Raw genomic sequence first — 12,470 nt, forward strand, 5'->3', positions numbered from 1 at the left:
GCAGCCGCAGTCGGCGGCGCTCGTGGGTGCGGTGAGCGGGTCGGCGGTGCGCCGCCGATCAGCCGCTGAGCCTGCCCGTGCCGGCCACCCGGTGGACGACCGCCGATCCGTGACGTTCCTTCACCACCTCGAGCTGGGCGGGGATACGACGGCGTAGGTCGGCCACATGGCTGACGATGCCGACGCTGCGGTCGCGTTCGCGCAGCGAGTCCAGGACGTCGAGGACCTCGTCGAGGGTCTGATCGTCCAGGCTGCCGAAGCCCTCGTCGATGAAGAGCGTGTCCAGGCGGACTCCCCCGGCCTCGTCCGTCACCACGTCGGCGAGGCCGAGAGCGAGGGCGAGCGAGGCGAAGAAGGTCTCCCCGCCGGACAGCGTGGCCGTGTCGCGCTCCCGGCCGGTCCAGGAGTCGACGACGTGCAGGCCGAGCCCCGCCCTGCGGCCCCCGCTGCGCTCGTCGGAGTGGACCAGCGTGTAGCGGCCCGCCGACATCCGCTGGAGGCGGGCCGTCGCCGCGGCGGCCACCTGTTCCAGGCGGGCCGCCAGTACGTAGGCCTCCAGCCGCATCCTGCGCTCGTTGTCCGCAGAGGTGCCCGCGGTCAGCCCGGCGAGACGGGCCACCCTCTCGTACTCCTGGCGCAGTGGTCCCAGCGCCCGCACCTCCTCCTCGGCCCGGCGGGAGAGCCGGCCGAGCTCCGCACCGCGTTCCTGCGCGGCGGCGTGCGCGGCGGCGCTGTCGCGCAGCACCTTCGCGGACCGGTCGTAGGTCTCCTGGGCCGCCGCCGGTGTCGCGGCCGGCCGGCCCGCCGCGGCCCGGGCGTCCTCCTCGGCGAGCCGGTCGGCGACCGTGGCGGCCTCCGTCTGCCAGGCGTCGATCCGGTGTTGCAGCTCCCGCTGCGCGGTGTCGCCGAGGAGCTTCGCGGCGGCCTCCTGCGGGGTGGCGAATCCGGCCCTGAAGGCGGCGTCGGCCAGCCTCCCGTCGGCCTCCTTGAGCCGCTCGGCGGCGCTCTCCTCGGCGCGCAGTGCCTCGGCGGCGTCGGCCAGCAGTCCGGCACGGCGCTCCAGCAGCCCGGCGTGCTCGGCCACGGAGGCGCAGGCTCCACGGGCCCTGACCAGCTCGGCCTCCAGCGCGCCCTGTTCACGGTCGAGCGCTTCCCGCTGCGAGGTCCGGGCAGCGGCACGCCGCTCTGCCTGCTGCCGGTCGTCGAGGCGGCCCAGGTGCTCACGTTCCGCGGCGGCAAGGGCTTCCCTCGCCGCGTGCGTCCCCGCGGCCAGACGGTGCGCGTCGGCGTGCTCCCGGGTCAGCCGGTCGACGGCCTCCTGCAGTCCCGCCACCGAGGCGGGGGCACGGTCCGTCGCTCCGGATCCGTCCCCCGGGTCCTCCGCCTCCGTCCGCGCCGAGGCGAGGCGTTCGCGCAGGACCCCGAGCTCGCTCTCCGCGTCCGCACGGGCCCGCTCGGCCCGCTGGTGGGCGGCGAGCGCCGCCTCCTCCGTGGCCCGGTCCACATGGCCGGCCTCCGCGCGGGCCGGCTCCGGGTGCTCCGGCGAGCCGCAGACCGTACAGGCAACGCCGTCGGCGAGCCGGCCGGCCAGTTCCGCCGCGATGCCGCGCAGCCGCTGCTCCCGCAGCGCCAGCCATGTCTCGTGCGCGTCCACCGCGCGTTCACGGGCCTCGGTCAGAGCCACGGCCGCCGTCTCCTCCCGCACGCCGAGAGCGTCGCGGCGGCGTGCCGCCTCCAGCCTCCTGCGCGCGGGGTCGAGCCGGCCGGCCAGCTGCTCGGCGCGGGTCGCCGCGTCCTGCGCCGTCTCGACGCGTTCCCTGAACCTCCGGTGGGTGGCGTCCCAGCCGGCCAGCCAGTCCGTCGTCTCCTGGATCAGTTCGTCGTCGGAGCGGGAGTGCCTTTCCAGGCCGGTCCGTTCGGCGTCGATCTCCCGGCTGCGCCGTTCGGCCCGGCGCGCGGCATCGAGTGCGCCCAGTTCCGCCCGCAGGCCTCGTTCCGTGCCGGCCAGCTGCTCGAAGCCCGCTTCGGCCAGTTCGGGAGGCAGTCCGGCGCGGGACCGCTCGCGCGCCGCGACAGCCGTGCGGTGGGCCCGCTCGGCCTCGTCGCGCAGGTCGAGCGCCGGGGCGACCAGGTCCGCCTTGCGGGCGCGGGCCAGCTGCTCGTGGCAGCGGTCGCGTTCCGCACGGCGGTCCTCCAGCCCCGCGGACCGGCGGCGGGTCTCCTCGTACCGCTGCTGGAGCCGGGCGAGTTCACGCTCGGCCTCCAGCGAGTGGCGTGCGGCGGCGTTACGGTCCTCCGCGCCGGCCAGCACGCACCGGGCGATGTCGAGCCGCTCACGGGCCCCGACGCGCGCGACGGCGGCCCACCGCAGGACCTCTTCGGCGAGGCCGGGCTCGCCGGGGCGCTGCTCGGGCAGCGCCACCTCGTCCGCCGCCGGGCCGGCCGCCTGGTCGATGCGCTGGGCCAGGGCGAGGATCTGCTCGTCCCCCGTCCTGACCCGGGCTTCGGCCGCCCGTCGCAGTTCGGCCAGGCGCTCCTCGACGGCCGCGAAACGGCGGGTGTCGAAGAGCCGGCCGAGCAGCTTTCCGCGCGCCTCCGCGTCGGCGCGCAGGAACCGCGCGAAGTCGCCCTGCGGCAGGAGCACCACCTGGCAGAACTGGTCCCGGCTCATCCCGATGAGCCCACCGATCTCCTCGCCGATCTCCTGGTGGGAGCGGCTGAGCGCCTTCCAGCCGTGCTCGGGGTCGTACTCGCGCAGCCAGCTCTGTGCCTTCTCGGTCGTGAAGCCGCCACCCCTCTTCTTGGGGCGCGGCTGGGCGGGCCGTCTGGTGACCTCCAGGCGGCGCCCCCCGACGGTCAGCTCCAGGCGCACCTCGGTCGGCAGGCCGGCCGGGGCGTGATCACTGCGCAGTGAGGTGCCGGGGCTCTGCCGGGCGCCGGGTACCGCCGCGTACAGGCCGTAGCAGACGGCGTCGAGGACGGACGTCTTGCCCGCGCCGGTGGGACCGTGCAACAGGAAGATCCCGGCCGAGGACAGCGCGTCGAAGTCGATCTCCTGAGTGGCGCCGAAGGGCCCGAACGCCGTCAGGGCGAGCTTGTGCAGCCTCAACGGGACACCTCGTCGGCGGCGTCGCCCACCCGCACGTCGTCGAAGACGGCGCGCAGCACCGTCCGCTCCTCTTCGTCGGGGCCGTTCCCACCGCGCACGTGTGCCACGAAATCCTCCGCCACCTGATGGTCGTCGCGCCCCTCGAGACGTTGGGCGTACGACGCGCTGGGGTCCTGCGGGGACCGCTCCGGGTCGAAGACCAGACTGAGGGTGTGCGGGAAGCGCTCGATGAGGCGGGCCATGGGCTCATCGGGCCGCGCCGGGTCGGTGAGGGTCGCTTCCACCCAGGAGTCCCGGTGCCGTTCGAGAGCCGGGTCCTCCAGCAGCGTGCCGAGGTGTCCGCGGAGCCGTGCGAGCGGGCGGGGCGCCGGGCAGTCCACACGTTCGGCGACGAGGTCTCCGCCGGGGCCGAGGTCGACCAGCCACATCGTCTTTCGGTGCGCGTGCTCGGAGAAGGAGTACGCGAGGGGCGAGCCCGAGTAGCGCACGCGCTCCGTGACCGTCTGGCAGCCGTGCAGGTGGCCGAGCGCTACGTAGTCGACGCCGTCGAACACGCCGGCGGGGACGGCTGCGATGCCTCCGACGGTGATGTCGCGTTCGCTGTCGCTGGGTTCACCGCCGGCTACGAACGCGTGGGCGAGGACCACGGACCGGGTGCCGTCCGGCCGCGCCGAGAGATCGGCCCGCACCCGGTCCATGGCAGCCGTGAGGACTGCTTCGTGTCCCGCCTTCGAGGCGCCCAGGCTGTCCCTGACCAGTGCGGGTTCCAGATACGGAAGCCCGTAGAACGCCACGTCGCCCTGGGTGTCGTGCAACAGGACAGGGGTGGCGCAGTCGCCGGGGTCGGTACGCAGGTGGATTCCGGCCCGTGCGATGAGCCCGGCTCCGACGCCGAGCCTGCGGGCCGAGTCGTGGTTTCCGGAGATCATGACGGCCGGCACCCCGGCGGCGGCGAGCCGGTGCAGTGCGTCGTCGAAGAGCTGGACGGCCGACAGCGGAGGCACGGCCCGGTCGTAGACATCGCCCGCCACGACGACCACGTCGACGGCGTGTTCGCGCACGGTCGCGACCAGGTGGTCGAGGTAGGCGGCCTGGGCGTCGATCATGGAGACACGGTGGAACGACCGTCCCAGGTGCCAGTCCGAGGTGTGCAGAATCCTCACGACATCGCTCCGCCGGCTCCGGCGTCCCCGTATGCCTCGCCACCCAGTTCGAGCGTCGCGGAGCCGGCCGTGGCGTCCGCCAGCCAGGCCCTGAAGCCGTCGACGTCGGCGTCCGGCAGCCCGACCGCGATGGTCACCGCCTCCGCGTAGGTCACTTCGCGAACGGTGCGGCCGGTGGCGCGCAGATCGTTCTCCAGCTTCCCGGCCCGCTGGTGGTCCACGGTGACGGTGGCGAGGCGGTACCGGTGGCGGGTGACCGTGCCCAGCGCGTCGAGCGCCTCACCGACCGCTCCTCCGTACGCCCGGATCAGTCCGCCCGCTCCGAGCTTGACGCCGCCGAAGTAACGGGTGACCACGGCGACCGCGTACCGCACCTCCCGCCGCATGAGCATCTGCAGCATGGGGACACCCGCGGTTCCGCCTGGCTCTCCGTCGTCACCGGCCTTCTGCGCGGACGCGTCGGCGCCGATGACGTAGGCGAAGCAGTTGTGGTTGGCGGTGGGGTGCTCCTTGCGGACGCGCGCGATGAACTCCTGCGCCTCCTGCTCGGTGGCGGCGGGGGCGAGCGCGCAGAGGAAGCGCGATCGGCTGACCTCGGTCTCGTGCACGCCCGCGCGGGCGACTGTCCGGTACTGCTCCTGCATCGGTCCACCCTATGCGCCGGCCCGCCCGGCACTTTCACCCTCCCGTGGGGAATGGTCCGGCGGGACCGTCCGTTGTCCGGGCATGTACGCAGACGATGAGACGGTTCGCAGGATCCTCCAGGACACGGGCGACACCTGGGCGGTGGTCGGCCTGTCCACCAACCGTTCCCGCGCGGCCTACGGGGTGGCGGAGGTCCTCAAGCGCTTCGGCAAGAAGGTGGTGCCCGTCCACCCCAAGGCGGAGCCGGTCCACGGCGAACAGGGATACGCCTCGCTGGCGGACATACCCTTCCCCGTCGATGTCGTGGATGTCTTCGTCAACAGCGAGCTGGCGGGCGGTGTGGCCGATGACGCGGTGGCGGTGGGCGCGAAGGCCGTCTGGTTCCAGCTCGGTGTGATCGACGAGGAAGCCTACGGCCGCACGCGCGCCGCCGGCCTCGCCATGGTGATGGACCGCTGCCCGGCGATCGAGATACCCCGCCTGGGCCTCCGCCGCTGACACCGCGTCGTGCGGGACCGTCTCCGCGCGTCTCCGGTTCGTGCGCGGCCGTCTCGGCGGGCCGGCGGCTCGCCGAGGGGGTCCTTCGCCGCGGAGGCGTGGTGTCGCGGGACACCTCCGGCGAGGAGAATGTCCGCTGTGACACAGCATCTCCTCCTCGGCGGTGAACGCGCCGCCACCCAGCTGTCCGAGCTCGGCGTGCGGCGGGGTGGCGTCCTGCTGGTGCACGCCTCGATACGCTCGGCCGGCGGGGACGCCGGGAGCATGGCCGATGCGCTGCGCCGGACCCTGGGCCCGGCGGGGACGCTGGTCGTGCCCGCCTTCACCCCGGAGAATTCGGACACCTCGCGCGCCTACCTGGACCGTGTCCGCGGTCTGAGCGACGAGGCCCGTGCGGAGGTGCGTGCGTCGATGCCCGCGTTCGACCCGGCGACGACCCCCGCACCTGCCATGGGCGCTCTCGCGGAGACGGTGCGGCTGGCTCCTGGTTCGCTGCGCAGCACCCACCCGCAGACCTCGTTCGCCGCGCTCGGTCCGGCGGCGGAGGAGCTGCTCGCCGGCCACCGCCAGGACTGCCATCTGGGCGAGGGGTCCCCCCTCTCCCGGCTGTACGAGGCCGATGCGCAGGTCCTGCTGCTGGGCACGGGCTTCGACAGCTGCACGGCCTTCCACCTCGCGGAGTACCGCCGCCCCGCCCCGCCGCGCCGCCTCTACCGCTGCGTGGTGGCCTCGGAGGACGGACGCCGCTGGTGGGAGTACGAGGACATCGCCCTGGACGACAGCGACTTCGCCGCCCTCGGGGACGATTTCGGCCGTTCACGGCCCGGAGCGGTCACCTACGGCACGGTGGCGGCGGCACGCAGCCGTCTGTTCCGCCTCCGTGCGGCCGTGGACTTCGCCACCGGATGGCTCGGGGACCGTCGGGAAGACGGTCCCTGAGCCATCGCGCACCGTCCGCCGCCGCCTCAGACTCCGAGACCCTCCAGCACGACCGCTCCCGGCAGCGCCGCCAGCGCCTTGCCCGGGAGGATCAGCTTGCCGCGGCGGCGGCCACTGCCGATCAGGACCCACTCCTCGTCCACCACAGCGGGGTCGACCAGGAGGGGCCACGCTGCCGGGAGGCCGACAGGGGTCACCCCTCCGTACTCCATGCCGGTCTCGCCGACGGCCACGTCCATCGGAGCGAAGGAGGCCTTGCGTGTCCCGAGGTGCTTGCGTACGACCCCGTTCACGTCGACGCGGGCGCGCGAGAGCACCACACACGCGGCCAGGGTGATGTCACCGCCCCGCTTGCCCGCCACCACCACACAGTTGGCCGATGTGTCGAGCAGTTCAGGTCCGTAGTGCTCGGCGAAGACCGCCGTGTCGGCGATATCGGGGTCGGTGTCGACGTAGACGACCGACTCGGAGGGGATGCCGCCCCAGCCGGCCGCCACCGCGTCCGCGACGGGCTGGGTGAGCAGGTCCAGCCGGCCGGCGGCGGGAGAGGCATCGCTGAAGATGTCCAGGAGTGCGCGCATGGCTCTCACGCTAACAGCCCTCGCGAGCTGCTCACTTGCCCTCTCGGCGGACCGGTGGGATCGATACCGCCATGGTCAGGTCGGCGGGTTCGGAACCGTCGTTGCGGTAGCTGTGCGGCACGTGAGCCTCGAACGTCGCGGAGGTACCGGCGGGTACCGCGTGGGCCTCGCCGTCGACGATCAGGGTCAGTTCCCCCGACGTGACGTGGAGCAGCTCCACCGTCCCTTCGGGATGCGGGTCGGAGTCGCTGCCGTCGCCGGGCATCAGGTGCCAGGACCACAGCTCGATGGGCCCCCAGGCCTCCGTGCCCACCAGCAGCGTGGTCGAACTCCCCGCCTCGGTCGACCACATGCGCACCGCCTGGCTCTCGGGCACCAGCCGCACCTGGGATCCCTGCTCGTAGTCGAGCAGGGTGGTGATGCTGATGCCCAGCGCGTCGGCCAGCTTGACGGTCGTGCCGACGCTCGGGTTCGTACGGGCCTGTTCGATCTGGATGATCATGCCGCGGCTGACTCCCGCTCGGGCCGCGAGAGTGTCCAGGGTGAATCCGCGCTCCCCTCGCCAGCGCTTGAGGTTGCGGGCGAGCGACTGGGTGAGCTGATCGAGGTCAGACACATTCCGTCCAATATTCTGGATGACAGAGTCGAAAATAGTGCACTACGGTGTGGTGTACCCACCCGACCACCGCACTGTACTGCGAGGCGCCCGATGACAGCACTGTTCGCCCTGGCCACGAGTCTGTTGTGGGGGCTGGCCGATTTCGGCGGCGGGCTGCTGACCCGGCGGACGCCCGCTCTCACCGTGGTGGTCGTCTCGCAGTGCATCGCCGCCGTGGTCCTCGGGGCCATCGTGATCGCGACCGGCGGCTGGAGCGAGGCCGGGGGCCGCCTCTGGTTCGCGGTCGCGGCGGGGGCCGTCGGCCCGGTCGCGATGCTGAGCTTCTACAAGGCCCTGGCACTGGGCCCTATGGGCGTGGTCTCCCCGCTCGGCTCCCTCGGGGTGGCGGTCCCGGTGGGAGTGGGACTGCTGGTCGGCGAGCGGCCCGGGATGCTGCAGTTCGCCGGGGTGGCCGTGGCCGTCGCGGGGGTCGTCATGGCGGGAGGTCCTCAGCTTCGCGGGGCGCCGGTGCAGCGGCAGGCGGTCGCGCTGACCCTGCTGGCCGCCTTCGGCTTCGGAGCGGTGATGGCGCTGATCTCGGAGGCGTCCACGACGCTCACCGGTCTCTTCCTCGCCCTCTTCGTCCAGCGGATGACGAACATCGCGGTGGGCGGAACGGCCCTGTACTTCTCCGTACGCCGTGGGGGCCGCGCCCTGCCAGAGGAGGGCGGGGCCGGCGTCGTAAGGGCCGCGCTCCCCGCACTCGCCTTCGTCGGACTGGCCGATGTCGCGGCCAACGGCACGTATTCGATCGCCGCCCAGCACGGCCCGGTCACCGTGGCCGCCGTCCTGGCCTCGCTGTACCCGGTGGTGACGGCGCTGGCGGCGCGGGGCGTGCTGGGCGAGCGGCTGCGCGGGGTCCAGGCGGCGGGTGCGGGCCTGGCCCTGCTCGGAACTCTCCTGCTGGCGACGGGCTGAGGGCCTCTCGGACGGCCGGGCCACCCGCTCAGGGACGGGGAACAGGGCGGCCACCCACTCACAGGTGGGGCAGTCCCCAGGGGTCAGGCCCCCTCGGCCGCGTCCTCCAGGAGGAGCGCCACAGCGGCCAGTTGCTCGGGGGTGACCCCGTCGGGGATCGGGACCGGTGCGGGGGTGCGCAGCGGCGGCTGCCAGCCCTTCTCCGGATCCCAGCTCCGCACCACCCGGGCCGGCGCCCCTGCCACCACCGCGTGGTCGGGGACCTCTCCGCGTACGACGGCCCCTGCCGCCACCACCACGTTGCGGCCGAGCCTGGCCCCCGGGAGGATCACCGCTCCGGTGCCGATCCAGCAGCCCGGCCCGATCTCGACCGGCTCCATGCGGGGCCACTGCTTGCCGACCGGCTCGTGGGGATCGTCGTAACTGTGGTTGGTGGAGGTGATGTAGACGTACGGACCGCAGTACGTGTCCGAGCCGATCGACACCCTGGTGTCGGCGATCACATGGCTGCCCCGCCCCAGCACCACACCGTTGCCCAGGGTCAGGACGGTCTCGGCTCCCAGATCCAGGCCGGGCATCAGGCCGGCCGAAAGCGTCACCTGTTCCCCGATGATGCAGTGGTCGCCCAGCTCGATCCACGGTTCCCCGAAGACGGTCCCCTGCGGGAAGGCGAGCCGGGTCCCCGTACCGATGCGTCCGAACCGCAGCCGCCCGGGGTGCTGCGCGGTGACCGCTCCGGTCTCCTGCACCCAGGCCCAGACGCGGTGGACGGCGCGGGACGCGAGGCCACGCCGCCGGAGGGCCAGGGAGGAGAGCGAGTTCCGGTTCTTCGGCACCCGCTCACGGTAGTCCGCCCGGCCGGAACGGTTCCGCGCGACGGGCTGTGATGTTCACCCCACCTGCCCGGAGCCCCGGAGCCGTCCATTACGGTTCGTGCGGAGCATGGCCCCGAGCGCACCACATCCCACCGGAGGAACAGACGATGGCATCGCAGGCATTGGTCACCGGTATCGGCGGCAAGGAGCCGGACATCGATCCGGACGCCTTCCTCGCCCCCACCTCCGTCGTGATCGGCGATGTGTCGATGGCCGCGGGCTCCAGCGTCTGGTACCACGCGGTGCTGCGTGCCGACGCCGGCCCGATCTCCCTCGGCCCCGAGAGCAACATCCAGGACAACTGCAGCGTGCACACCGACCCGGGCTTCCCGCTGACGGTGGGCGCCAGGGTCTCCGTCGGCCACAACGCCGTGCTGCACGGCTGTGTCATCGAGGACGACGTCCTGGTCGGCATGGGCGCCACCGTGCTCAACGGCGCACACATCGGAGCGGGTTCACTGATCGCCGCACAGGCCCTCGTGCCGCAGGGGATGCAGGTGCCGCCGGGCTCCCTGGTCGCCGGTGTGCCCGCGAAGGTCAAGCGGGAGCTGACCGCCGAGGAGCGTGAGGGCATCGCCTTCAACGCGGCCGGCTACGTGGAGCTGGCGAAGGCCCACCGCGAGGCGCACCGCGAGGGCTGACAGCCCCCGGGCAAGGGCGGACCCGACCAGGGCGGACCCGCCGGGTCCGCGCCCGGTCCGCGCGGGATCAGTCCCCCGCGGGGACCGTGTCCGGCTCGGTCGAGGGCGCAGCACGGTCGGCCTGCGCCGCCGCTTTCTTGGCGCGGTTCTTCAGCACCAGCATGGAGATCACGCCGATCAGCACGGCGGCCAGCAGCCCCAGCCACGAGAAGCGCTTGAGCCACGCCTCGGCGACGACTCCCACCGAGTAGATGACGGCGGTGGTGCCGCCGGCCCAGAGGATTCCGCCGAGCACGTTGGCGATCAGGAACTTCCAGTACGGCATGCGCAGGACACCGGCCAGCGGTCCCGCGAAGATCCTCAGCAGTGCGACGAAACGGCCGAAGAAGACCGCCCACATGCCCCACTTCTCGAACGACCGCTCCGCCAGGGCGATCTGGGGCGCCCCGAAGTGCTTGGGGAACTTTCCGCCGAGCCAGGCGAGCAGGGGGCGCCCTCCCTTGCGGCCGATGGCGTAACCGATGGAGTCACCGATGATCGCTCCGGCCGACGCACAGGCGCCGAGCACCACGGGGTCGATGTCGCCGTGCTGGGAGGCGAGGAGCGCCGAACTCACGAGGATGATCTCTCCGGGCAGCGGAATGCCCAGACTCTCGAGTCCGATGACGACCCCCACCAGGAGGTAAATGCTGACCGCGGGGACGGTCTCGAGCCACTCCTGGACGTGCAACGCGGGTCCTTCCCGTAAGAGATCTGCAGCCGTGCACCACGAGTGGTGCACGGCGGGCAGCCTACCGGGCCGGACGGCCGGACCGGCCCCCGCGGCTCCCGACCGGGGGTGCGGGGGCCGGGCGGAGGTCAGCGGTTCGGACGCAGCGTCCAGACCACGCTCATCTCGCTGGTGACGGCGCCGTCGGCGCGCCGGATCTCGACGCTGACGGGAAACTCCGGGCGCTTCCCCTCGTCCAGTTCGGCGATCACCTCGGCCGCCGGGCGGCCCAGCACCGCCGTCGCGGTGAGTTCGCCCATGGCCACCTTCTTGAAGGCCATCTCCGTGGTGACGGGCAGCGGGACCGCCCGGGTCAGCTGGTCGCCGAACGCGGCGACGACGATCGCGCCGCTCGCCGACTCGGCGAGCGTGAACATCGCTCCGGCGTGGGGCCCCGCGAGGTGATTGTGATACTCGGCGCGGTCGGGGAGCGAGAGGACGGCGCGCTCCGCGGTTGTCTCGAGATACGTGATGCCGAGGGTCCGGACCATCGGGACGCTCGCGGACAGCATGTCGCCGACTGTCATCTCTTCAGTGCTCATGGCGCCGACGTTACTAGCGGGTAGCAGTCTTTGACCATCCCCTCACAGGGGCGCCCGTGGCAGAGCACGCCCCACCCCTCTATGGTTACTGGCCATGTGGCCAGGACAGCAGCCGCCCGGGGGCGAGCAGAACCCGCAGGACCAGAACCCGTACCAGCAGCCGGGGTACCAACAGCCGAATCCCTATCAGCAGCCGGGATATCAGCAGCAGGGGCAGCAGCAGGGCTACCCGCAGCCCAACCCGTACCAGCAGCCCACGGCGCCGCAGTACGCCGTGCCGGGCGGGCCTGGAGGCCCGAAGCCGGACGACAAGAAGAAGACGACGATCGTCGCGGTCGTCGCGGCCACCGCGGTCGTTGTCGCGGCGGTCGTCACCGGTGTCGTCGTGATGAACAAGGACGACGACAAGGGCGGATCGAAGGTGGCCGACGGCAAGGCGTCCTCGTCACCGTCCGCGAAGACGTCCGAGTCCGCGTCCGCCCCGGCGGCGAACCCGCGGGGCGGTGAGGACGCCGCGCCCACGATTCCGGGCTGGAAGGTCGTGACCAACCCCAAGTGGGGCACGCAGTTCGACGTGCCCGGCGACTGGGAGGTCGCGGGCAGCGGAGTGTTCTCGGGCTTCTCGGACGACGAGGACCCCACGGGCAAGCCGGCGGTGGGCTTCTCCTCCCCCGCGCACTACAAGAGCAAGTGGTGCACCGACGACGCGGACAAGGACGGCACCCAGGAGGACACCAGCCTGGCCGGCGTCGGCACCAAGGGCGCGCAGGGTACCAAGAGCACGGATGAGGCGGCCACGAACGAGGCCTCCAACTGGGTCTGGGCCGCCTATGCGCAGTCGGATCCCAAGAGCAAGGTCAAGACCGACAAGCCCAAGGCGTACACGACCAAGTCGGGCCTCTCGGGCAGCTTCGTCACGGCCACCGCCACCGGACTGGCCAACAAGGACAAGTGCGACACCGACGGCAAGTCGATCGCGTTCTCCTTCAAGAACTCCAATGACGAGTACTCGACCTGGGTCCTCTACGCCAACGCCGGTATCGACGACGAACTCCCGGACGCCACCATCCAGAAGATCCTCAGCACGGTACGCCTGGTGAAGAGCACCGAGACCCCGTCCTGAGCCTTCGGC

13 protein-coding genes are annotated in these 12,470 nt (G+C 72.5%); 5 read left to right on the forward strand and 8 right to left on the reverse strand.

Translation table 11 applies throughout. The annotated features are described in order from the left end of the window. Nucleotides 1-58 precede the first annotated feature (58 nt). The 3 genes from ACIREO_RS27675 to ACIREO_RS27685 are packed head-to-tail and all read right to left on the reverse strand — an operon-like array spanning nt 59 to nt 4,916. On the reverse strand, nt 59-3,109 hold the full coding sequence (locus ACIREO_RS27675; RefSeq protein ID WP_404114939.1) for an AAA family ATPase: 3,051 nt from the start codon (nt 3,107-3,109) through the stop codon (nt 59-61). Next, nucleotides 3,106-4,272, reverse strand: coding sequence for an exonuclease SbcCD subunit D (locus ACIREO_RS27680; RefSeq protein ID WP_404114941.1), 1,167 nt, complete (start codon nt 4,270-4,272; stop codon nt 3,106-3,108). Before ACIREO_RS27680 ends, ACIREO_RS27675 begins: the two co-directional genes overlap by 4 nt. Continuing rightward, the gene (locus ACIREO_RS27685; protein WP_404114943.1) at nt 4,269-4,916 is read right to left on the reverse strand and encodes a YigZ family protein; all 648 of its coding nucleotides are present in this window, start codon (nt 4,914-4,916) and stop codon (nt 4,269-4,271) included. The genes ACIREO_RS27680 and ACIREO_RS27685 overlap by 4 nt, the downstream gene beginning before the upstream one ends. Nucleotides 4,917-4,998: 82 nt before the next feature. Between ACIREO_RS27685 and ACIREO_RS27690 the strand changes: the two genes are divergently transcribed. Both ACIREO_RS27690 and ACIREO_RS27695 read left to right on the forward strand, forming a co-directional pair. Continuing rightward, nucleotides 4,999-5,415: a CoA-binding protein gene (locus tag ACIREO_RS27690; protein ID WP_404114945.1), complete on the forward strand. Its 417-nt coding sequence runs from the start codon at nt 4,999-5,001 to the stop codon at nt 5,413-5,415. 129 nt (nt 5,416-5,544) lie between these two features. Then, nucleotides 5,545-6,354: an aminoglycoside N(3)-acetyltransferase gene (locus ACIREO_RS27695; protein ID WP_404114947.1), complete on the forward strand. Its 810-nt coding sequence runs from the start codon at nt 5,545-5,547 to the stop codon at nt 6,352-6,354. A gap of 26 nt (nt 6,355-6,380) precedes the next feature. On the opposite strand, the gene ACIREO_RS27700 is transcribed toward ACIREO_RS27695, so the two are convergent. Both ACIREO_RS27700 and ACIREO_RS27705 read right to left on the reverse strand, forming a co-directional pair. Further along, nucleotides 6,381-6,935 (reverse strand): YbaK/EbsC family protein, encoded by a 555-nt coding sequence (locus tag ACIREO_RS27700; RefSeq protein ID WP_404114949.1) that lies wholly within the window; start codon nt 6,933-6,935, stop codon nt 6,381-6,383. A 31-nt stretch (nt 6,936-6,966) separates the two neighbouring features. Then, nucleotides 6,967-7,551 (reverse strand): helix-turn-helix domain-containing protein, encoded by a 585-nt coding sequence (locus tag ACIREO_RS27705; RefSeq protein ID WP_404114951.1) that lies wholly within the window; start codon nt 7,549-7,551, stop codon nt 6,967-6,969. A gap of 93 nt (nt 7,552-7,644) precedes the next feature. On the opposite strand from ACIREO_RS27705, the gene ACIREO_RS27710 reads away from it, so the two are divergent. Beyond that, nucleotides 7,645-8,511 carry an EamA family transporter gene (locus ACIREO_RS27710; RefSeq protein WP_404114953.1) on the forward strand — a complete coding sequence of 289 codons (867 nt, stop codon included), beginning with the start codon at nt 7,645-7,647 and terminating at the stop codon, nt 8,509-8,511. An 83-nt stretch (nt 8,512-8,594) separates the two neighbouring features. On the opposite strand, the gene ACIREO_RS27715 is transcribed toward ACIREO_RS27710, so the two are convergent. Next, entirely contained in the window at nt 8,595-9,347 is a 753-nt protein-coding gene (locus ACIREO_RS27715) for an acyltransferase (protein WP_404114956.1), read from the reverse strand. A gap of 146 nt (nt 9,348-9,493) precedes the next feature. Between ACIREO_RS27715 and ACIREO_RS27720 the strand changes: the two genes are divergently transcribed. Then, nucleotides 9,494-10,027: a gamma carbonic anhydrase family protein gene (locus tag ACIREO_RS27720; RefSeq protein WP_404114958.1), complete on the forward strand. Its 534-nt coding sequence runs from the start codon at nt 9,494-9,496 to the stop codon at nt 10,025-10,027. Nucleotides 10,028-10,094: 67 nt separating this feature from the next. Here the strand turns inward: ACIREO_RS27720 and ACIREO_RS27725 are convergent, their stop codons facing one another. Beyond that, nucleotides 10,095-10,757: a DedA family protein gene (locus ACIREO_RS27725; protein ID WP_404114961.1), complete on the reverse strand. Its 663-nt coding sequence runs from the start codon at nt 10,755-10,757 to the stop codon at nt 10,095-10,097. A 128-nt stretch (nt 10,758-10,885) separates the two neighbouring features. Then, nucleotides 10,886-11,323, reverse strand: a complete 438-nt coding sequence (locus ACIREO_RS27730) for a DUF4442 domain-containing protein (protein WP_404115099.1) — start codon at nt 11,321-11,323, stop codon at nt 10,886-10,888. A 109-nt stretch (nt 11,324-11,432) separates the two neighbouring features. Between ACIREO_RS27730 and ACIREO_RS27735 the strand changes: the two genes are divergently transcribed. Next, nucleotides 11,433-12,461, forward strand: a complete 1,029-nt coding sequence (locus ACIREO_RS27735) for a hypothetical protein (RefSeq protein ID WP_404114963.1) — start codon at nt 11,433-11,435, stop codon at nt 12,459-12,461. Nucleotides 12,462-12,470 lie beyond the last annotated feature (9 nt).

Origin of the sequence: Streptomyces sp. NPDC102441 (assembly GCF_044765585.1) — a bacterium.
Classification (GTDB): domain Bacteria; phylum Actinomycetota; class Actinomycetes; order Streptomycetales; family Streptomycetaceae; genus Streptomyces.

What these genes read in the sequence shown, in the direction of transcription:
- ACIREO_RS27685 (WP_404114943.1), bottom strand. Translation starts at nt 4,916, where the DNA reads ATGCAGGAGCAGTACCGGACAGTCGCCCGCGCGGGCGTGCACGAGACC.
- ACIREO_RS27690 (WP_404114945.1), top strand. Translation starts at nt 4,999, where the DNA reads ATGTACGCAGACGATGAGACGGTTCGCAGGATCCTCCAGGACACGGGC.
- ACIREO_RS27695 (WP_404114947.1), top strand. Translation starts at nt 5,545, where the DNA reads ATGTCCGCTGTGACACAGCATCTCCTCCTCGGCGGTGAACGCGCCGCC.
- ACIREO_RS27700 (WP_404114949.1), bottom strand. Translation starts at nt 6,935, where the DNA reads ATGCGCGCACTCCTGGACATCTTCAGCGATGCCTCTCCCGCCGCCGGC.
- ACIREO_RS27710 (WP_404114953.1), top strand. Translation starts at nt 7,645, where the DNA reads ATGACAGCACTGTTCGCCCTGGCCACGAGTCTGTTGTGGGGGCTGGCC.
- ACIREO_RS27720 (WP_404114958.1), top strand. Translation starts at nt 9,494, where the DNA reads ATGGCATCGCAGGCATTGGTCACCGGTATCGGCGGCAAGGAGCCGGAC.
- ACIREO_RS27730 (WP_404115099.1), bottom strand. Translation starts at nt 11,323, where the DNA reads ATGACAGTCGGCGACATGCTGTCCGCGAGCGTCCCGATGGTCCGGACC.
- ACIREO_RS27735 (WP_404114963.1), top strand. Translation starts at nt 11,433, where the DNA reads ATGTGGCCAGGACAGCAGCCGCCCGGGGGCGAGCAGAACCCGCAGGAC.